This is a genomic window from Streptomyces sp. (assembly GCF_035563135.1).
Classification (GTDB): domain Bacteria; phylum Actinomycetota; class Actinomycetes; order Streptomycetales; family Streptomycetaceae; genus Streptomyces.
Map to the genome: position 1 here is coordinate 1 of NZ_DATMVN010000381.1, position 19,972 is coordinate 19,972.

Sequence of the window (19,972 nt, forward strand, 5' to 3'; positions counted from 1 at the left end):
ATGCCGACGGGAGGTGAGGCCGGCTCGTCGTGACGCGGGCCCGGCGTCTCCTCGCCCGCCGGGAAGCTGTGCAACGGTTCGCCCGAACGGTCCGCGACGAGTGCGAGCGCCCGGCGCCCCGCCACCGCCCCCGCCTTGTCGGCGAGCGCCCCGCGCATGCCGATGGACGCCTCCAGTTCGGCCCTGGCCCGGTCCAGATGACCGGTGCAGAGCGCGAGGACACCCAGCTCATGGTGGAAATACGCCTCTTCGGCCACCTCACCGGCGAGCCGTGCGGCCTCCTGGCCGGCCCTGAGGGCCTTCTCCCAGGCGCCCCACTGCATTCCCGCCGCGAAAGCGGGAGCGGCACTGCGGGCGAGCAGGACGGCCACACTCGCCTGTCCTGGCGCCTCACCGGGGACGAGCCGGGTCATCGAGGCGAGGAGGGCGTCCGCCTCGGCGACCGCGCGTTCCGGGGTGACGGAGGGGTGGCCTGCCCACCAGGCGTAGTGCTGGGCGGCACTGCGGGCGTGCGCGTCCGCGCTCTCGCCGTATCCGCTCGCCTCCAGCTGGGCCAGGACACCGGCGGCCAGCCGGTAACGGGAGCCCGCCGGGGAGAGCAGACCGGCGAGAGCCAGCTCGCCCAGTGCGGCATCCGCGTGGGTGTCCCCCACGAGAGCGGGCAGATGCGCCTGGTGGGGCACCTCACCACCGAGCGCGACGGCGAAGCGCAGGGTCTCGCGGGCGGCCTCGCTCAGCCGGGAGGCGAGCAGGGCGGCGGGTGCCGCGCCCTCGCCGAGGCTGGGCAGCGGGAGGCGGGCCGGCTCGGACCGGCCGAAGGGCGCGTCGGCCGGGTCGTCGTCGTAACCGTCGGACGCGTCCTGGCCGGGGCGCAGGTCATCCCGCTGGCGCAGCAGGGCGCCGGCCTGGACGAAGCGCAGCGGCAGTCCCTCGGACTCGAACCAGAGGTCTCCCGCCCAGTTCGCCTCGTCGTCGGTGAGGGGGCGCTCCACCACGTGTTCCATCAGCTCGATCGAGGCGCTGCGGCCGAGACCGGCGAGGAGGACCTCTTCGAGGTTCGCGTCGGCCGCGGGCGCGGACGTGTCGGGAGCCGTGGCGAAGAGGAACGCGCATTCCGGGGTGGCGTCGAGCAGTTCCTGGAGCGCGGCACCGCCGAGCTCCAGGTCGTCGACGACGACGACGGCGCCGATGCCGTTGACGAGCGCGAGGAGACCTTCGCGGTCGGGCCGGTGCAGCGGAGCACGGTAGACGGCCTCGAACAGCGCGTGGAGCAGTTCGGCGGCGCTCCGCTTGTATCCGGAGAGCCGTACGACCCCGTCAGGTGCCAGGTCCGCGCAGTCGGCGGCCACGGCGTCCAGGAGCGCCGTGCGGCCGGACCCGGCCTGGCCGGTGAGGCACACCGAGCGTCCCCGGGCGAGCAGGCGCACCAGCCGCTCGCGCTCCTCCCGGCGTTCCAGGAGGGGCATCTGCGGTGCGGGCGGCCCGGGGGGCACGGGTGGTGCGGCGGCGCGCTCACGCTCCGCGCGCTGGGCGGCGGTGTGGCGTACGGGAGCGTCGGGCTGCTCCCCCGGCCGGCAGGGCTCGATCTCGCTGCCGTCGACCGGGTTGACGGTGAGCAGGAAGTCGCCCGCCGTCAGCTGCACCGTGCGGGACTGCTGTGGTGTCTGGTGCCCGAAGTCGGGCGTCAGCGGGTCGCGGGACTGCCGTCGCCGCCCGCCGTCCTCACCGGAACGGTCGTTGCCGTGACCGTACTCTTCCGGTCCCCGAGTGGTCGGGTCCATCGTCAAAGTCCCCCAGACGCGCAGCGCGCGGTAGTCCCTCCGGCCTCGCACGCCCGATGTCGCTCCCGGTCCGGTGTCCGCCAATGGGTTCTCGTCGATCGGCGGACGGCCGAACCCTAAACCTTCGCACAGTATCCACGAACCGGCGGGGGGCCGCGCCGCCCCTCGTATCACGTTCTCGTGAGGATTGTGCGTGGATCGCCGCCCCGCTCAGACGCGCGGCAGGGAGTCCGCGGCGATCCCGCCCTCGATGGCCAGGATCCTGTGCAGCCTCGTCGCCACCAGCAGGCGCTGCATCTGCGGCGGGACACCGCGCAGCACCAGCCGCCGGCCGGCCCGGCCGGCCCTGCGGTGCGCGCCCATGATGACGCCGAGTCCGGTGGCGTCCCACGAGTCCAGCTCGGTCAGGTTCAGCACGAGGTCACCGGCCCCGTCATCGACGGCCGAATGCAGGACCGTACGGGCGTCCGCCGCGCTTCGGACGTCGAGGCGGCCCCCGACGACCAGCTCGGCGTGGTCGCCCCTGATGTGCATATGCGCTCCCCGGAAGTGCTCCGTGCGGTCGGTCTGTCTGGTGTTCTCTCTCTGCCTCTGCCACCACTGACGGCCGCAGCGACAGGGAAGTTGCCGTCTGTGAGCGAACCGGTACCGAATTCACCCCGAGGGGTGAAGCAGGTCCGGCGGTCACCCGCTGTATCCGTGCGCCGGGCGGCACCGGATCCCGGTCCCCCGGGTCTGACCGACGGCACATCAGACGGCCCGGGGCCCGGTCGTGATCAGTAGGTGTAGAAGCCTTGCCCGCTCTTGCGCCCGATGTCACCTGCATCGACCATCCGGCGCATCAGCTCGGGAGCGGCGAACTTCTCGTCCTGGGACTCGGTGTAGATGTTGCCCGTGGCGTGCAGGAGGATGTCCACGCCGGTCATGTCGGCCGTGGCGAGCGGGCCCATCGCGTGGCCGAAGCCCAGCTTGCAGGCCGTGTCGATGTCCTCGGCCGAGGCGACGCCCGACTCGTACAGCTTGGCCGCCTCGACGACCAGCGCCGAGATCAGCCGGGTGGTGACGAAGCCCGCGACGTCGCGGTTGACGACGATACAGGTCTTGCCCACGGACTCGGCGAACTCCCGCGCGGTGGCGAGGGTTTCGTCACTGGTCTTGTACCCGCGCACCAGCTCGCAGAGCTGCATCATCGGGACCGGTGAGAAGAAGTGCACACCGACGACCCGCTCCGGATGCTCCGTCACTGCCGCGATCTTGGTGATCGGGATGGCGGAGGTGTTGGAGGCGAGGACGGCGTCCTGCCGTACGACCTTGTCGAGCGTACGGAAGATCTCGTGCTTGACCTCGAGCTTCTCGAAGACGGCCTCGACGACGACGTCCGCGTCGGCCACCGCGTCGAGGTCGGTGGTCGTGGTGATCCGGGCGAGCGCGGCCTCGGCGTCGGCCGCTTCCAGCTTGCCCTTGGCGACGAACTTGCCGTAGCTGGCCTCGATGCCGCCGCGCCCACGGGCCAGGGCCTCGTCGGTGACATCACGCAGCACGACGTCCCAGCCCGCCTGGGCGGAGACCTGTGCGATACCGGACCCCATGAGTCCGGCGCCGATGACGGCGAGCTTCCTGGCCACGTTCCGCACCCCAATGCTTGTCAGTTGTCCGCATGCTCTCCGGCGGAGATTAGTACCCGTGAGGGGCCCTGGGGCCGCGAAGAGATGCGCGTCACGTCTCACATGACGGACATCACACCGGCCGGTGTCACGCGGCGGCGCGCCGCGCGTAGTTGAGGACCTTCCCGCCGAGGAGGCCCTCCATGTCGTCGAGCAGGCCGAGAGCGTCGCGCGAGACCTCTTCCGGCTCGCGGCCCGCGACCATCTCGCGGCCGATGTACGCCATGAGTGTGCTGTGCACCCAGGAGAGCTGACCGGCCACCAGATCCGGGACCGGGTCCCCGGCATCCGCCCCGGACTCCTCCCGCATGGTCGCCTCCAGGCGGAGCTGGGCCTCCTGACCGATGTGCCAGAGCCGGGCCTTCGTGCTCACGACGCACCACCTCGACGAGGCCGACGCCCTCGCGGACCGGCTGGTCGTCATCGACGGCGGCCTGGTCGTCGCCGAGGGCACACCGGCCGCGCTCAGGACCGAGCACGCCGGTTCGCCCGACGCCTCGCTCCACGAGACCTTCCTCGCGATCACCGGGCGGACCCCGGTCGCCGCCGAGGCCGCCCCCGTCGCCGTACAGACCCCCAGGACACCGGATGCTTCTCCACGACACCTCACTGATCTTCGGCCGGTACGTCCGGCAGACCCTGCGCTCCCGGTTCCAGATCTTCTTCGGGATCCTGATGCCGCTGCTCCACATCGAGAAGTCGACGGGGGTGGTCGAGCGTATGCGCGTGACCCCCGTCAGCCGCTTGGCCCTCCTGCTGGGGCGGGTCCTGCGCGACGCCCTGCTGTTCATGTTCCAGGCCGTCCTGCTGGTCCTCGCCGCACTGGCCATGGGGCTGCGCGCACCGCTGCCCGGGATCCTCATCGGCTTCGCGTTCGTGGGCCTGCTCACGGTCTCGCTGGCCTCGCTGTCCTACGCGCTGGCGATGAAGGTGCACACGCCGCAGGCGTTCGGGCCGGTGATCAATTCGCTCACCACACCGGCCGTGCTCCTCTCCGGCCTGATGCTCCCGATGACGCTCGGCCCCGCATGGCTGGACGTCCTGCCGCACTTCACGCCGTTCCGCTACCTCGTGGACGCGGTGCGGGACGCGTACGTCGGCTCGTACGCCACGGCGCACATGCTGTACGGAGTCCTGGTGGCGCTCGCGTTCGCCCTTCTCGCTGTGGCGGTGGGCACGCGCGTCTTCCGCAGGGCGGGTGCCTGACTAGGCTGGCGTCATGGTCAATCTGACGCGCATCTACACCCGCACCGGTGACAAGGGCACCACCGCTCTCGGTGACATGAGCCGGACCGCCAAGACCGATCTGCGGATCTCGGCCTACGCCGACGCCAACGAGGCCAATGCCGTCATCGGCACGGCCGTCGCGCTCGGCAACCTCTCCGAGGACGTCGTGAAGGTCCTCGTCCGTGTGCAGAACGACCTGTTCGACGTGGGCGCGGACCTGTCCACTCCGGTGGTGGAGGACCCGCAGTTCCCTCCGCTGCGGGTGGAGCAGTCGTACATCGACAAGCTGGAGGCGGACTGCGACACCTTCCTGGAGGAGCTGGAGAAGCTCAGGAGCTTCATCCTTCCGGGCGGCACCCCGGGGGCGGCACTGCTGCACCAGGCGTGCACGGTCGTCCGGCGGGCGGAGCGGTCCACCTGGGCGGCGCTGGAGGTGCACGGGGACGTGATGAACGCACTGACCGCGACCTATCTGAACCGCCTCTCCGACCTCCTGTTCATCCTCGCCAGGACGGCGAACAAGGAGGTCGGAGACGTGCTGTGGGTGCCGGGCGGCGAGCGCTGATCAGCGGCCCGCCCCGACCCGGTCCTTGGGCTCCTGCTTGGGGAACACCGTGTAACCCCCGGCGATGACCAGGTTGATCCCGATCACCCAGAGCATCTTCTGCTGCCACATCTGCAGCGTGCCGGTGTCCCCGTCCCCGCCGACGTACCAGACCGCCGCCTGGAGCAGGGCCATGGCGGTCAGCGCGGCCACGATCCAGCGGGCGGCGGTGCGCCACTCGTGGACGGCCCGCGCCATCCCGTACTTCGGGGGCTTCACCGGTGGCGGGCCGCCCGCGAAGCGGTGGGCGACCCTGGCGTCGACCCACTTGACGGTGGCGTGACCGAGCCCCACGGTGTACCCGATGTAGACGGCGGCGATGCCGTGCTTCAGGCTCGGCTCGGCGCCGTTCTTCAGGTCGACGGCCGTCGCCACGAGGAGGACGGCCTCCAGCAGGGGCTCGCACAGGAGCACGGCCGCACCCAGCCTCGGCTTCCTCGCGACGTAGCGCAGCGCGAGTCCGGCGGCCAGCAGGACCCAGAAGCCGACCTCGCAGAGCACGATCAGTGTGACGATCACGGCACTTCTCCTTCCGGTCCCCTCCAGAGTCCCTTCCGTACGGCGCCGGATCGTCGTCGGCAGTGACGAAACGTGACTGCATCCTTCGATGTAGGCGCGCCTCACCCCGCGTACGGACGTGCCGCGGGCCCGCGGCGTGTTGGATGGACGGGTGTTCACCTCTCTGCGACCGCACCGCCACGACGTACTGATCGCGGTGACCGGGCTGGCGGGCGGGCTGGCGCTCTGGGCCGCCGGGCTGCACACCCAGGGCGGACGCCTCTTCGACGCCCACTGGGTGGCTCTCGTGCCGCTCACGGTGACGGCCGGCCTGGAGCTGCTGCGCCGTCGCCTGCCGCGGACCGCGCTCGCCCTCGGGTCGCTCGCGCTGGTCGCCGACCAGTTCACGACGGGCAGCCTGGCGACGATCCTGATGTACACCGATCTCATGTACGCGGCGGTGGTCTACGGGCCTCCGGCTGCCGCCCGGCGGATCCCGGTGGCCACGTTCCTGGTCACCGTCGCCCTCACCATCGGGTTCTTCGCCTGGGTCCGCGTTCCCGAGGCCCTGCTGATCGCCGTGGCGACCGGGCTGGTCCTCTTCGCCCCGGCCCTCACCGGTGTCAGTGTGCGCAATCACCGGGAGGCCGCCGAGGCGGCGCGCCTGCGGGCGGACCAGACCGCGCTGCTGGCCGAGATGGACCGCGTCCAGGCGGTGACCGCCGAGCGTTCCCGGATGGCCCGCGAGCTGCACGACATGGTCGCCAACCATCTCTCCGCGATCGCCATCCACTCCACCGCAGCACTGTCCATCGACGATCCGGGCACCTCCCGCGACGCCCTCGGGGTGATCCGGCAGAACAGTGTCGACGGACTGGCCGAGATGCGGCGGCTGATCGGGCTGCTGCGGGAGAGCGGCGCGGCCGGGCCGCCGAGTGCGGCTCCGACCCTCGCCTCCCTGGACGCCCTCGTGGAACAGGCCGGCGCGAACTCCGCGTCCAGCGGGCTCACCGTCACCCTGGACGACGGCCGGGAGGAGTCCGGGCCGCTGCCCGCGCCGGTGGAGCTGGCGGCGTACCGGATCGTCCAGGAATCGCTGACGAACGCGCTCAAGCATGCGGCGCCCGGCCCGGTGTCGGTTCGGCTGGGACGGACGCGCAGGGTGCTCACGGTGGAGGTGAGCAGCGTGTTCGGCGACCGGCCGGGGCCGCGCGCGCCCGGTTCGGGGGCCGGACTGGTGGGGATGCGGGAACGGGTGGCGCTGCTGGGCGGGACGATCGAGGCGGGGCCGGCACCCGGGGACGAGGACGCCCGGATCTGGCGGGTGCGGGCCGAACTGCCCGTCGAGGAGAGGACGCAGTGGGGATGACGATCCGGGTACTGGTGGCCGAGGACCAGTCGGCCGTGCGCGCGGGACTGGTGCTGATCCTGGGCAGCGCGCCGGACATCGAGGTCGTGGGCGAGGCGGCCGACGGTGAGGCCGCCGTGCGCCTGGCCCGTGGGCTCCGCCCGGACCTCGTACTGATGGATGTGCAGATGCCCCGGCTCGACGGGGTGTCCGCGACGCGGCAGATCGTGGCGGAGCGGCTGGCGGACGTGCTGGTGCTGACGACGTTCGACCTGGACGAATACGTCTTCGGCGCGCTGCGCGCGGGGGCGTCGGGCTTCCTGCTGAAGCACACCGACGCGCACGATCTGCTCGACGCCGTACGCACGGTGGCGCGCGGTGAGGGCCTGATCGCCCCGGCCGTGACACGGCGGCTGATCGAGGAGTTCGCCGGGACCTCCTCCGGGCGCGGGGCCGGCGGGACAGCGCCGGAAGCGCTCGACACGCTGACGCGCCGTGAGCGGGAGGTGCTGAGCTGTCTCGGTGAGGGCCTGTCGAACGCGGAGATCGCGGGGCGGCTCTCGATGGCGGAGGCGACGGTCAAGACGCACGTCAGCAGGCTGCTCGGAAAGCTGGAGCTGCGCAGCAGGGTCCAGGCCGCGGTGCTCGCCCAGGAGTTGGGCCTCTGAACTCCGGCATCGTTCTTTGGTCTGGACCTCTTGACGATTGGTCCAGACCTTCCTAATCTCACCGGACACGCTGCGGTGAGTACGCGAGAACGATGCGGGCTCAGGGCGACGCAGGGTTTGCAGGTTACGGACCATCCCCGTTTGCCGGACCTCACCCGAGGAGCACCGTTGAGCACTGACAACCCCGTACGCCGGCCCCGTCCCAGATGGAGACGCGGCACCGGCACAGCAACCAGGTCCAGGACGGTCGCGGGTCTCACCGCGCTGCTGCTCCCCCTCGCCGCGATGGTCGGCCTGGCCTCCCCCGCCGAGGCCGCCACCTCCGCGACCGCCACCTACGTCAAGAAGTCCGACTGGGGCAGCGGTTTCGAGGGTCAGTGGACGGTCAAGAACACCGGCACGACCGCTCTCTCCTCCTGGACGATCGAGTGGGACTTCCCCTCCGGCACCGCGGTCGGCTCCGCCTGGGACGCCACCGTGACGAGCTCCGGAACCCACTGGACGGCCAAGAACCTCGGCTGGAACGGCACGGTCGCCCCGGGCGCCAGCATCAGCTTCGGCTTCAACGGCACCGGTACCGGCTCCCCCACCGGCTGCAAGCTGAACGGCGCCTCCTGTGACGGCGGCAGCGTCCCCGGCGACAACGCCCCGTCCAGGCCCGGCACCCCCACCGCGAGCGGCATCACCGACACCTCGGCGAAGCTCACCTGGAGCGCCGCCACCGACGACAAGGGCATCAAGAACTACGACGTCCTGCGCGACGGCGCCAAGGTCGCCACGGTGACCACGACGACGTACACGGACACCGGTCTCACCAAGGGCACCGACTACTCGTACACGGTGCAGGCCCGTGACACCGCCGACCAGACCGGTCCGGTCAGCGCCCCGGTGGCCGTCCGCACCACCGGCACCACCGACCCGGGCACCCCCGGCACCGGTGACAAGATCAACCTGGGCTACTTCACCGAGTGGGGCGTCTACGGGCGCAACTACCACGTGAAGAACCTCGTGACCTCCGGCTCCGCCGAGAAGATCACCCACATCAACTACGCGTTCGGCAACGTCCAGAACGGCAAGTGCACCGTCGGTGACGCCTACGCCGACTACGACAAGGCGTACACCGCCGACCAGTCGGTCGACGGCGTCGCGGACACCTGGGACCAGCCGCTGCGCGGCAGCTTCAACCAGCTGCGCAAGCTCAAGGCCGCGTACCCCCACATCAAGATCCTCTGGTCCTTCGGTGGCTGGACCTGGTCCGGCGGCTTCCCGCAGGCCGCGCAGAACCCGGCGGCCTTCGCCCAGTCCTGCTACGACCTGGTGGAGGACCCCCGGTGGGCCGATGTCTTCGACGGCATCGACATCGACTGGGAGTACCCCAACGCCTGCGGTCTCACCTGTGACACGAGCGGCCCGGCGGCACTGAAGAACGTCGCCTCCGCCCTGCGGACGAAGTTCGGCAGCAACAACCTGGTCACCGCCGCGATCACCGCCGACGGCTCGGCCGGCGGCAAGATAGACGCGGCCGACTACGCCGGCGCCGCCCAGTCCATGGACTGGTACAACGTGATGACGTACGACTTCTTCGGCGCCTGGGCGGCCAAGGGCCCGACGGCCCCGCACTCCCCGCTGACCTCGTACAGCGGCATCCCGCAGGAGGGCTTCGACAGCGCCACCGCCATCGCCAAGCTGAAGGCCAAGGGCGTCCCCGCCTCGAAGCTGCTGCTCGGCATCGGCTTCTACGGCCGCGGCTGGACCGGGGTCACCCAGGCGGCACCCGGCGGCACGGCGACCGGGGCGGCCCCGGGGACGTACGAGGCGGGCATCGAGGACTACAAGGTCCTGAAGAACACCTGCCCGGCCACCGGCACGATCGCCGGCACCGCGTACGCCCACTGCGGCACCAACTGGTGGAGCTACGACACCCCGGCGACGATCAAGTCCAAGATGGCCTGGGCGAACAGCCAGGGGCTGGGCGGGGCGTTCTTCTGGGAGTTCAGCGGTGACACCGCGAACGGTGAGCTCGTGAGTGCGATGGACAGCGGCCTCAACTAGTGCCGCGACCGGCGATGTCCGCCCCGTGAGAAGCGCCGTCCGGTGTGCGCGATCGCAAGGCGGCCGGAAGTTCTCGTAGCGGAGCTGCCAGGGCTTTCGGCCGACGCGGCGGGCGTGCCGGACGGCGCGGCGGGGCGAAGCCTGCCGGGAGGGGCACCGGCCCCGACGAGGCAGTCGCACTCCGGAAAAGCGCCGGGGAGACAGGTCCGCCCCCTGTCTCCCCGGTCTTCGCATGTCTGCGGGCCCTCGGCCCCTCAGGCCCGGCGATTCCTCGGACCCTCAGGCTCGGCGAGCCCTCAGGCCACGTTCACCCTCCCCCGGACTCCGTCCGGGGGCCCCGACCAGCGAGAGCCTCTGTCTAGGCCACATTGACCCGCTGGCCGGGCGGTGCCGCCTCCAGCCAGGCGAGGAAGCCGGTCAGGGCGTCCTCGCTCATCGCCAGCTCCAGGCGGGTCCCCCGGTGGAGACAGCCGAGCACGACGGAATCGGACAGGAGCGCGAGCTCCTCCTCGCCCTCGGGCAGCCGGCGCGCGACCACCTCGATGGCGGAGCGCTCCAGGCCCCGGCGCGGGCGGGGCGAGTAGGAGAAGACCCGGAACCAGTCGACACGGTCACCGCTGTAGCGGGCGACCCCGTAGACCCAGCCCTTGCCGGACGGGTCCGGCTCCTCGGACACGTCCCAGCGCAGGCTGCAGTCGAAGGTTCCGCCGGAACGCTGGATCAGCCGCCTGCGGAGACCGAAGACGAACAGACCCACCGCGACCAGTACGACGACCAGGCCGCCCACCCACAACGCGAGGACCATCTCCACCGACCTCCTCGCATCGTCGAGTAACGGATACCGCACCGAGCCGAACCGAACTGCACCTGCATCGCCTCAGCCGCGACACGGTCTGGATCTCTCCAGCTCGGGCCGCGGCTGAGTCAAGAACTCCTCGTGGGGACGCTCAGTGCGCCGCCACCGCACGCAGTCGTACGTCCGCACGGCGCTCGGCGCCGGCGTCCGTCTCCGACTTCGCACGCTCCAGCGCACGCTCGGCGCGCTGGACATCGATCTCGTCAGCAAGCTCAGCGATCTCCGCCAGCAGCGAGAGCTTGTTGTCCGCGAACGAGATGAAACCGCCGTGCACAGCGGCGACAACAGTGCCGCCGTCACTCGTACGGATCGTCACGGGGCCCGATTCCAGCACACCCAGGAGCGGCTGGTGACCGGGCATGACGCCGATGTCGCCGGACGTGGTACGTGCGACAACGAGGGTGGCCTCGCCGGACCAGACACTGCGGTCCGCGGCGACCAGCTCGACATGCAGCTCAGCAGCCAAGGGTGGCTCCTCGGGTCACCACCCGGCGGTCGTGCCGGGTGTCGGTTCAATTCTACGGGGCGTGGTGAGGGGGGCGGGACACACCCGCCCCCCTCGGTGAGCCGGAGGCTCAGGAGACGCCGAGCTCCTTGGCGTTGGCCTTGAGGTCCTCGATGCCACCGCACATGAAGAACGCCTGCTCGGGGAAGTGGTCGTACTCCCCGTCACAGATCGCGTTGAACGCGGCGATCGACTCGTCGAGCGGGACGTCCGAACCGTCCAGGCCGGTGAACTGCTTGGCGGCGTGGGTGTTCTGCGACAGGAAGCGCTCGACGCGACGGGCACGGTGGACAACGAGCTTGTCCTCCTCGCCCAGCTCGTCGATACCGAGGATCGCGATGATGTCCTGGAGGTCCTTGTACTTCTGCAGGACACCCTTGACGCGGCTGGCCGTGTCGTAGTGGTCCTGCGTGATGTAACGCGGGTCCAGGATTCGGGACGTGGAGTCCAGCGGGTCCACGGCCGGGTAGATGCCCTTCTCGGAGATCGGACGGGAGAGAACCGTCGTCGCGTCGAGGTGGGCGAACGTGGTGGCCGGGGCCGGGTCGGTCAGGTCGTCCGCGGGGACGTAGATCGCCTGCATCGAGGTGATCGAGTGACCACGCGTCGAGGTGATGCGCTCCTGGAGCACACCCATCTCGTCGGCCAGGGTCGGCTGGTAACCCACTGCGGACGGCATGCGGCCGAGCAGCGTGGAGACCTCGGAACCGGCCTGCGTGAAGCGGAAGATGTTGTCGATGAAGAGCAGCACGTCCTGCTTCTGCACATCGCGGAAGTACTCCGCCATGGTCAGGGCGGACAGCGCCACGCGGAGACGGGTCCCCGGCGGCTCGTCCATCTGGCCGAAGACCAGCGCGGTCTTGTCCAGAACACCCGAATCGGTCATCTCGTCGATGAGGTCGTTGCCCTCACGGGTGCGCTCACCGACACCGGCGAACACCGACACACCGTCGTGCAGCTTCGCCACACGCATGATCATTTCCTGGATGAGGACCGTCTTGCCGACGCCCGCACCACCGAAGAGACCGATCTTGCCGCCCTTGACGTACGGGGTCAGCAGGTCGACGACCTTCAGGCCGGTCTCGAACATCTCGGTCTTCGACTCGAGCTCGTCGAAGTTAGGCGCCTTGCGGTGGATCGGCCAGCGCTCGGTGATCTGCGACTCGGCCTCGGGCTCGTTCAGGATCTGACCGAGGGTGTTGAACACCTTGCCCTTGGTGACGTCACCGACCGGGACGGTGATGCCCGCACCCGTGTCGGTCACCGGGGCCTGGCGGACCAGACCGTCGGTGGGCTGCATCGAGATCGCACGGACCACACCGTCGCCCAGGTGCTGGGCGACTTCCAGGGTCAGCGTCTTACGAGCGCCGGCCTCGGCCGGGTCGTCGACCTCGACGTGCAGGGCGTTGTAGATCTCCGGCATCGCGTCGACGGGGAACTCCACGTCGACGACCGGGCCGATGACCCGGGCGACGCGGCCCGTGGCAGCGGCCGTCTCAACTGTCGTCGTCATTACTTGTCACTCCCCGCGGACGCGTCGGCCAGCGCACCTGCACCGCCGACGATCTCGCTGATTTCCTGGGTGATTTCGGCCTGGCGGGCCGCGTTGGCAAGCCGGGAGAGGCTCTTGATCAGATCCCCGGCGTTGTCGGTCGCCGACTTCATCGCACGACGGCGGGCGGCGTGCTCGGAAGCGGCGGCCTGCAGCAGTGCGTTGTAGATACGGCTCTCGACGTAGCGCGGCAGAAGGGCGTCGAGGACGTCCTCAGCCGACGGCTCGAAGTCGAACAGCGGAAGGATCTCGCCCTTGGCGGCGCTCTCCTCCTCGACCTGGTCGAGCGACAGCGGCAGCATCCGGCCGTCGACCGCGTTCTGCGTCATCATCGACACGAATTCCGTGAAGACGATGTGCAGCTCGTCGACGCCGCCCTCGGCCGTGTCCTTCTGGATGGCCTCGATGAGAGGCCCGGCGATCTTCTTGGCGTCCGCGTACTCGGGGCTGTCGGTGAAGCCCGTCCACGACTCCGAGACCTTGCGCTCGCGGAAGTTGTAGTACGCGACACCCTTGCGGCCGACGATGTACGTGTCGACCTCCTTGCCCTCGGCCGCCAGCCGCTCCCGGAGCCGCTCCGCCGCCTTGATGGCGTTGGAGGAGTAGCCGCCGGCCAGACCACGGTCGCTCGTGAGGAGCAGGACCGCCGCCCGGGCCGGAGCCTCGGCCTCGGTGGTGAGCGGATGGTTGGTGTTCGAACCGGTCGCCACCGCGGTCACCGCACGGGTGAGCTCGGTCGCGTACGGCATCGACGCCGCCACCTTGCGCTGCGCCTTGACGATGCGCGAGGCGGCGATCATCTCCATCGCCTTGGTGATCTTCTTGGTCGAGGTGATGGCTTGGATGCGGCGCTTGTAAACGCGAAGCTGAGCGCCCATCGATCAGCCCTCGCCCAGGAGCTTGCCGTCCGAGGTCTCGAACTGCTGCTTGAAGGAGGCGATCGCGTCGGCGATCGACTGCAGCGTGTCGTCGGACATCTTGCCGCCCTCGGCGATGCTGGTCAGGAGGTCCTTGCGCTCGCGGCGCAGGAACTCCAGCAGCTCGGTCTCGAAGCGGCGGATGTCCTCGACCGGGACGTCGTCCATCTTGCCCGTGGTGCCGGCCCAGACGGAGACGACCTGCTCCTCCATCGGGAACGGCGCGTACTGGCCCTGCTTCAGCAGCTCGGTCAGGCGCCGGCCGCGCTCCAGCGACGCCTTGGAGGCCGCGTCCAGGTCGGAACCGAAGGTGGCGAACGCCTCCAGCTCACGGAACTGGGCGAGGTCCACACGAAGACGGCCGGAGACCTGCTTCATGGCCTTGTGCTGGGCGGAGCCACCGACTCGGGAGACCGAGATACCGACGTTGAGCGCCGGGCGCTGACCCGCGTTGAACAGGTCGGACTCCAGGAAGCACTGGCCGTCGGTGATGGAGATGACGTTGGTCGGGATGAACGCCGACACGTCGTTCGCCTTGGTCTCGACGATCGGGAGGCCCGTCATCGAACCGGCGCCCATGTCGTCGGAGAGCTTGGCGCAGCGCTCCAGCAGACGCGAGTGCAGGTAGAAGACGTCGCCCGGGTAGGCCTCGCGGCCCGGCGGACGGCGCAGCAGAAGCGACACGGCGCGGTAGGCGTCGGCCTGCTTCGAGAGGTCGTCGAAAATGATGAGGACGTGCTTGCCGTCGTACATCCAGTGCTGGCCGATGGCCGAGCCGGTGTACGGCGCCAGGTACTTGAAGCCGGCCGGGTCGGACGCCGGGGCTGCGACGATGGTCGTGTACTCGAGCGCGCCGGCCTCTTCGAGGGCACCGCGCACGGAGGCGATGGTGGAGCCCTTCTGACCGATGGCGACGTAGATGCAGCGCACCTGCTTGTTCACGTCGCCCGAGCGCCAGTTGTCGCGCTGGTTGATGATCGTGTCGACGGCCAGAGCGGTCTTACCCGTCTGACGGTCACCGATGATCAGCTGACGCTGGCCGCGGCCGATCGGCACCATGGCGTCGACAGCCTTGTAGCCGGTCTGCATCGGCTCGTGCACCGACTTGCGGACCATGACGCCAGGGGCCTGCAGCTCGAGGGCGCGACGGCTTTCGGTCGCGATCTCGCCGAGACCGTCGATCGGGTTGCCGAGCGGGTCGACGACGCGGCCGAGGTAACCCTCGCCGACGCCGACGGAGAGCACCTCACCGGTGCGCTGCACCGGCTGGCCCTCCTCGATTCCGCTGAACTCGCCGAGGACGATCGCACCGATCTCGCGCTCCTCGAGGTTGAGGGCGAGACCGAGGGTGCCGTCCTCGAACTTCAGCAGCTCGTTCGCCATGGCGGAGGGCAGGCCCTCCACCTTCGCGATGCCGTCGCCGGCAACGCTGACCGTCCCGACCTCCTCGCGCGAGGCCGCGTCCGGCTGGTACGACTGGACAAAGTTATCCAGTGCGTCCCGGATCTCCTCCGGCCGGATCGTGAGCTCCGCCATCTGGGTTCCCTGCTCTCCTTGTTGGGCCCGAAGTTTCTCAATGGGGTCTGGGGGCGACCCCCAGGAATCTTCTGCAATTTCTGCACGGCCCAACCGGGCCGCTGTTGTTGCTCGTTCAGTTGGTGCGGTGTGGCGCTGCGCGCTGTCAGCCGGCCATCCTGCGGGTGACCTCTTCGAGGCGCTCCGCGATCGTGCCGTTGATGACCTCGTCACCGACGCGCACCGAGATCCCGCCGAGGACCTCGGGGTCCACGTCCAGGTTCAGGTGCATCTGCCGGCCGTAGATCTTCGCCAGGGCGGCGCCGAGGCGCTGCTTCTGGCGATCGGACAGCGGTACCGCCGAGGTGACGACGGCGACCATGCGGTCCCGGCGCTCCGCGGCGAGCCTGGACAGGGAGTCGAGTCCCGCTTCCAGGCTACGTCCCCGGGGCTGCGTCACGAGGCGTGTGATCACTCGCTCGGTGACGGGCTGCGCCTTGCCGCCGAGCAGGCTGCGGAGCAGCTGGCCCTTGGCGGCGGTCGTAGCCTTCCGGTCGGTCAGGGCGGAGCGCAGCGCGATGTCGGAGCCGACGATCCGGCCGAACCGGAACAGCTCGTCCTCGACGTCGTCGAGCGCGCCGGAGCGCTGGGCCGCGGTGAGGTCCGCGGTGTTCGCCAGCTCCTCGACCGCGTCGACCAGGTCGCGCGACTGCGACCAGCGGGAGCGGACCATGCCGGAGACCAGGTCCACGGCTTCGCCGCCCACCTGACCGCGCAGCAGTCGTCCGGTCAGCTCGGCCTTGGCCTCGCCTCCCTGCGACGGGTCGGTGAGGACCCGGCGCAGCGACACCTCGCGGTGGAGCAGCGCGGTGACGGCTGCCAGCTCCTCGGCGAGCTTCGCCGCGTCGACCGACGTGGAGTCGGTCAGTGCGTCGAGACGCTCGCGTGCGGCGGCCAGCGCCTCGCGGCTCGCTCCATTCATCGGACGGCCTCGGCCTTCGCCTCGAGCTCGTCGAGGAATCGGTCGACGGTGCCGCTCTGCCGGGCGTGGTCCTCGAGGGACTCGCCGACGAGCTTGCCGGCCAGGGCGGTGGCGAGGGTGCCCACGTCCTGACGCAGCGCGGACGCCGCAGCCTTGCGGTCGGCCTCGATCTGGGCGTGGCCGGCCGCGATGATCTCCTCGCGCTGCCGCTGACCCTCCGCCCTCATCTCCTGGATGATGACGGCACCCTGCTCCTGCGCCTCCTGGCGCAGACGGGCGGCCTCGTGCCGGGCCTCGGCGAGCTGAGCCTTGTACTGCTCAAGAACGCTCTGGGCCTCGGTCTGGGCAGCGTCGGCCTTCTCGATCCCGCCTTCGATGGCCTCGCGGCGCTCTTCCAGAACCTTGTTGATGTTCGGGAGGAGCTTCTTGGCGAGGAAACCGAAGACGATGGCGAAGGCGATCAGGCCGATGACGATCTCGGGGATCGCCGGGAGCAGCGGGTTCTGGATCTCTCCCTCGGACGCCAGCTGTAGGGCGTTCACATCAATGCCTTTCGTCGCATCGGGCAGTCGGAATGCCGCGAATTAGTCGACCGGGTAGACGAAGGGCATGACGAGACCGATCAGGGCGAGCGCCTCACAGAGGACGAAGCCGAGGATCTGGTTCGAGCGGATCAGGCCGGCAGCCTCGGGCTGACGGGCCAGCGCCTGGGTGCCGTTACCGAAGATGATGCCGACGCCGACGCCGGGGCCGATCGCGGCGAGGCCGTAACCGATGGAACCGAGGTTGCCCGTGATGTTGACGGCGGCGAGGGTCTCAAGAGCGGACATGCCGTTTCTTCCTTCTCTTTCAGAACCGGTGGGGGTTGGCCACCGGACGACTAATCGGGGGTTGAGCTGGACCGGATCAGTGGTGCTCGGCGAGAGCGCCCTGAATGTAGTTGCAGGCCAGAAGGACGAACACGTAGGCCTGCAGCGCCTGGATGAACAACTCGAAGGCGGTCATCAGGATGGTCATCACGAACGAGATACCGGCGTAGGCGATGCCGACGCCGTTCAGCAGGTACCAGCTGGCGATCGTGAAGATCAGCAGCAGCACGTGACCGGCGAACATGTTCGCGAAGAGTCGCACGGCGTGCGTGAAGGGCCGGATCAGCAGGTTCGACATGATCTCGATGAGCATGACGAACGGGAGGGCCGGGCCGATCGACGGGTCGTAGCCGGAGATGTTCTTCCAGCCGCCGACGAAGCCGTGCCGCTTGAAGGTCAGGCTGACCCACAGGATGTACACGATCGCGGCCAGCGCCACCGGGTACCCGATGACCGAGACCACCGGGAACTGCGCGAGCGGGATGATCGCCCAGAGGTTCATGATCCAGATGAAGAAGAACAGCGAGACCATGAGGGGCACGTACTTCTTGCCCTCGCGCTTGCCGAGCGTCTCGTACACCACACCGGTGCGGATGAAGTCGTAACCCGCCTCGGCGACCATCTGGAGCTTTCCGGGCACCAGCTTCGGCTTGTTGAAAGCCGCCCAGAAGAAGCCGACGACGACAACGGTGCTCAGGACCGCCAGCAGCATCGGCTTGTTGATCTCGATGCCGCCGACGGTGGCCATCGGCTCGAAAACAAAGGAGTGCAGGCCAGGAGCCGGGAAGCCGCATCCGTCGAAGATGTGGCAGTCGGTCTCGAAGGCGAGCACCGTCGTCGGGTCAGCACTCACCGCGGGCTCCTTCAGCGTGGCGCATAGGTACGGCAACCTCGTTGTGTCGGCGCGGCAAGCAGCCGCTGGTCGGCACTGGACTGGTGTTACGGATGGGGGGCGGCTCAGGCATTACGCCTCGCGATGAAGCAGGCGCCGTATTTGATGCCCACGCCCGCAGTGCCGCAGTTGGCACCGGACGATAGCAGGGTCTCGAACGCGCGCTTATCCCGGCCCTACCCCTCACGTCGAAGACCCCGTGTTCTCGGGCGTCTTACCCGCGGACGAGTCCGGCTCGACGTAAAGGATCTTGGTCTTCATGTGCACACGGATCTGCGCCGCGACCCACACGAGCGTCGCGACCATCACCGCGGCGGCGAAGGCCCTCGGATTGAACAGCGTCGTGTTCTTGAACGCGGCCACGAAGACGAAGAGCAGCAGCAGTTCGGTCGTGTAGAGCACCAGCCCCATGGCCTGGAACAGGTGCGGCAGGGACTTGGCCGTGCGCTGCAGGACGCCGAGCCCGATCCCCATGAAGAGGATCACCACCAGCGTCCCGGCGGCCGCGCCGATCGCCCCCTTGCCGCCGGCGAGCGCAGCGCTGACGGCGACGGTGACGACACCGGCGGCAGCAGTGGGCACGGCGGTGTGGAGGAGAGTCCGGACGTCGTTGGACGGCATGGCGGTTACTCCGCATTGCAGGGGGTGGTCAGTGGTCGTCAGGGACGAGCGTAGGCCCGGTCCGAGTCGATGCTTCGGGCCGGGAGACCGCACTACTCGGCCCCCTCGGCTCTGTCACCGGGTTCGTGAACGGTATCACAAACTATTTGATGAGGTCTTTACTCAGAAAGTGTGCCAGCTGTCACACATGAGAGCTAACCCGCGCGTGTGTGCAGAACCTCACGGCACATTGTCTGGTATGGGGGCTTCTGCGCCTGCACGGTTAACGTGACGAGTCGGCACGGTCCCGATCCGTGAAGCGCGAACGGGGGCCGATGGCGGTCGCTCCGTTGACGCCGGAGACACCCACGGCCACGGGAGCCCGCTCCGGCTCCTGGGCGGCCGTCCTCGGACCTTCTCCGGGCCGGCCGTACGGGGCGGCGACGGCCTCCCCCTCGTGGTCATCGCGCCGGCGCCGCCGGTAGCGCGGCGGCACGAAGGACTCGGCCCAGCGCGGGGCGCGCGGGGTGAAGCGCGGCATGAGCAGCAGGACGAGACCCACGGCGCTGAGGCCCACGATCACCAGCACGATCCAGAGCGACGCGGAGTGCACGGAGTAGCCGACGGCGCCGAACGCGATCAGCGCGGACCAGAAGTACATGATCAGGACGGACCTGCTGTGCGAGTGCCCGATCTCCAGCAGCCGGTGGTGCAGGTGCCCGCGGTCGGCGGCGAACGGGGACTGCCCGTTCCAGGTGCGGCGGACGATGGCCAGCACCAGGTCCGCGGCCGGGATCGCGATGATCGTCAGCGGCAGGAGCAGCGGGATGAAGACCGGCAGCATCGCGTGGGTCGCCTGCCGCTCACTGCCCTCGAAGAGCTTCATCGCGTCCGGATCGACCTGACCGGTGACGGAGATCGCGCCGGCGGCGAGCACCAGGCCGATCAGCATCGACCCCGAGTCACCCATGAAGATCCGGGCGGGGTGCATGTTGTGCGGCAGGAAGCCGAGGCACATGCCCATCAGGATCGCGGCGAAGAGGGTCGCGGGTGCGGCCGCCTCGATCCCGTACCCGTACCAGAGCCGGTAGGTGTAGAGGAAGAACGCCGCGGACGCGATGCAGACCATGCCGGCCGCCAGGCCGTCCAGGCCGTCGACGAAGTTGACCGCGTTGATGGTGATCACGACCAGCGCGACCGTGAGCAGCGTCCCCTGCCACTGGGTGAGCGCGACGGTCCCCACTCCGGGGATGGGGAGCCACAGGATCGTCAGCCCCTGGATGACCATGACCGCGGCGGCGATCATCTGGCCGCCGAGCTTGATCAGCGCGTCGATCTCGAACTTGTCGTCCAGGACGCCGATCAGCCAGATCAGGGCGGCGCCGGAGAGCAGCGCCCTGGGTTCGTTGGAGAGTTCGAAGACGCTGTTCAGGTTGAACAGG

20 protein-coding genes and 2 pseudogenes are annotated in these 19,972 nt (G+C 69.5%); 6 read left to right on the forward strand and 16 right to left on the reverse strand.

Annotated elements, in window-relative coordinates:
- The 4 genes and pseudogenes from VN520_RS16590 to VN520_RS16605 form a co-directional block, all read right to left on the reverse strand.
- A partial coding sequence (locus VN520_RS16590; protein WP_325747698.1) for an ATP-binding protein occupies positions 1 to 1,781 on the reverse strand: 1,781 nt, incomplete at its 3' end.
- 210 nt (positions 1,782 to 1,991) lie between these two features.
- Complete coding sequence (locus VN520_RS16595) at positions 1,992 to 2,315, reverse strand: STAS domain-containing protein (RefSeq protein ID WP_073745281.1); 324 nt, start codon at positions 2,313 to 2,315, stop codon at positions 1,992 to 1,994.
- 242 nt (positions 2,316 to 2,557) lie between these two features.
- Complete coding sequence (locus VN520_RS16600) at positions 2,558 to 3,406, reverse strand: 3-hydroxyacyl-CoA dehydrogenase family protein (RefSeq protein WP_325747699.1); 849 nt, start codon at positions 3,404 to 3,406, stop codon at positions 2,558 to 2,560.
- A gap of 127 nt (positions 3,407 to 3,533) precedes the next feature.
- A pseudogene (locus tag VN520_RS16605) lies at positions 3,534 to 3,809 on the reverse strand (TetR/AcrR family transcriptional regulator); the annotation flags it as partial.
- Position 3,810: 1 nt separating this feature from the next.
- On the opposite strand from VN520_RS16605, the pseudogene VN520_RS16610 reads away from it, so the two are divergent.
- The 3 genes and pseudogenes from VN520_RS16610 to VN520_RS16620 all read left to right on the forward strand — a co-directional run.
- A pseudogene (locus VN520_RS16610) lies at positions 3,811 to 4,014 on the forward strand (ABC transporter ATP-binding protein); the annotation flags it as partial.
- A gap of 19 nt (positions 4,015 to 4,033) precedes the next feature.
- Positions 4,034 to 4,651 carry an ABC transporter permease gene (locus tag VN520_RS16615; RefSeq protein WP_325747700.1) on the forward strand — a complete coding sequence of 206 codons (618 nt, stop codon included), beginning with the start codon at positions 4,034 to 4,036 and terminating at the stop codon, positions 4,649 to 4,651.
- A gap of 13 nt (positions 4,652 to 4,664) precedes the next feature.
- A complete protein-coding gene (locus tag VN520_RS16620; protein WP_325747701.1) occupies positions 4,665 to 5,237 on the forward strand; it encodes a cob(I)yrinic acid a,c-diamide adenosyltransferase in 573 nt (190 codons plus the stop codon).
- On the opposite strand, the gene VN520_RS16625 is transcribed toward VN520_RS16620, so the two are convergent.
- Positions 5,238 to 5,795, reverse strand: coding sequence for a hypothetical protein (locus tag VN520_RS16625; protein WP_325747702.1), 558 nt, complete (start codon positions 5,793 to 5,795; stop codon positions 5,238 to 5,240).
- A 151-nt stretch (positions 5,796 to 5,946) separates the two neighbouring features.
- On the opposite strand from VN520_RS16625, the gene VN520_RS16630 reads away from it, so the two are divergent.
- From VN520_RS16630 to VN520_RS16640, 3 genes are all read left to right on the forward strand, one after another.
- Positions 5,947 to 7,143 carry a sensor histidine kinase gene (locus VN520_RS16630; RefSeq protein ID WP_325747703.1) on the forward strand — a complete coding sequence of 399 codons (1,197 nt, stop codon included), beginning with the start codon at positions 5,947 to 5,949 and terminating at the stop codon, positions 7,141 to 7,143.
- Complete coding sequence (locus VN520_RS16635) at positions 7,140 to 7,790, forward strand: response regulator transcription factor (RefSeq protein WP_325747704.1); 651 nt, start codon at positions 7,140 to 7,142, stop codon at positions 7,788 to 7,790. Before VN520_RS16630 ends, VN520_RS16635 begins: the two co-directional genes overlap by 4 nt.
- Positions 7,791 to 7,958: 168 nt before the next feature.
- On the forward strand, positions 7,959 to 9,842 hold the full coding sequence (locus VN520_RS16640; protein WP_325747705.1) for a glycoside hydrolase family 18 chitinase: 1,884 nt from the start codon (positions 7,959 to 7,961) through the stop codon (positions 9,840 to 9,842).
- A gap of 358 nt (positions 9,843 to 10,200) precedes the next feature.
- On the opposite strand, the gene VN520_RS16645 is transcribed toward VN520_RS16640, so the two are convergent.
- The 11 genes from VN520_RS16645 to VN520_RS16695 all read right to left on the reverse strand — a co-directional run.
- On the reverse strand, positions 10,201 to 10,647 hold the full coding sequence (locus VN520_RS16645; protein WP_014154045.1) for a DUF2550 domain-containing protein: 447 nt from the start codon (positions 10,645 to 10,647) through the stop codon (positions 10,201 to 10,203).
- A 142-nt stretch (positions 10,648 to 10,789) separates the two neighbouring features.
- Positions 10,790 to 11,164 carry a F0F1 ATP synthase subunit epsilon gene (locus VN520_RS16650; RefSeq protein ID WP_325747706.1) on the reverse strand — a complete coding sequence of 125 codons (375 nt, stop codon included), beginning with the start codon at positions 11,162 to 11,164 and terminating at the stop codon, positions 10,790 to 10,792.
- A 109-nt stretch (positions 11,165 to 11,273) separates the two neighbouring features.
- The gene (atpD, locus tag VN520_RS16655; protein WP_325747707.1) at positions 11,274 to 12,716 is read right to left on the reverse strand and encodes a F0F1 ATP synthase subunit beta; all 1,443 of its coding nucleotides are present in this window, start codon (positions 12,714 to 12,716) and stop codon (positions 11,274 to 11,276) included.
- On the reverse strand, positions 12,716 to 13,633 hold the full coding sequence (locus VN520_RS16660; protein WP_325747708.1) for a F0F1 ATP synthase subunit gamma: 918 nt from the start codon (positions 13,631 to 13,633) through the stop codon (positions 12,716 to 12,718). The genes atpD and VN520_RS16660 overlap by 1 nt, the downstream gene beginning before the upstream one ends.
- 3 nt (positions 13,634 to 13,636) lie before the next feature.
- Positions 13,637 to 15,208 carry a F0F1 ATP synthase subunit alpha gene (atpA, locus tag VN520_RS16665; protein WP_325747709.1) on the reverse strand — a complete coding sequence of 524 codons (1,572 nt, stop codon included), beginning with the start codon at positions 15,206 to 15,208 and terminating at the stop codon, positions 13,637 to 13,639.
- Between the two features lie 145 nt (positions 15,209 to 15,353).
- Positions 15,354 to 16,169 carry a F0F1 ATP synthase subunit delta gene (locus tag VN520_RS16670; RefSeq protein ID WP_325747710.1) on the reverse strand — a complete coding sequence of 272 codons (816 nt, stop codon included), beginning with the start codon at positions 16,167 to 16,169 and terminating at the stop codon, positions 15,354 to 15,356.
- Entirely contained in the window at positions 16,166 to 16,711 is a 546-nt protein-coding gene (locus tag VN520_RS16675; protein WP_325747711.1) for a F0F1 ATP synthase subunit B, read from the reverse strand. The genes VN520_RS16670 and VN520_RS16675 overlap by 4 nt, the downstream gene beginning before the upstream one ends.
- Positions 16,712 to 16,753: 42 nt before the next feature.
- The gene (atpE, locus tag VN520_RS16680; protein ID WP_014048348.1) at positions 16,754 to 16,999 is read right to left on the reverse strand and encodes an ATP synthase F0 subunit C; all 246 of its coding nucleotides are present in this window, start codon (positions 16,997 to 16,999) and stop codon (positions 16,754 to 16,756) included.
- 76 nt (positions 17,000 to 17,075) lie between these two features.
- Positions 17,076 to 17,891, reverse strand: a complete 816-nt coding sequence (atpB, locus tag VN520_RS16685) for a F0F1 ATP synthase subunit A (protein ID WP_325747712.1) — start codon at positions 17,889 to 17,891, stop codon at positions 17,076 to 17,078.
- Positions 17,892 to 18,113: 222 nt separating this feature from the next.
- Positions 18,114 to 18,551 (reverse strand): hypothetical protein, encoded by a 438-nt coding sequence (locus VN520_RS16690; RefSeq protein WP_325747713.1) that lies wholly within the window; start codon positions 18,549 to 18,551, stop codon positions 18,114 to 18,116.
- A gap of 262 nt (positions 18,552 to 18,813) precedes the next feature.
- Positions 18,814 to 19,972 (reverse strand): MraY family glycosyltransferase (locus VN520_RS16695; protein ID WP_325747714.1); only part of this gene is annotated, 1,159 nt, incomplete at its 5' end.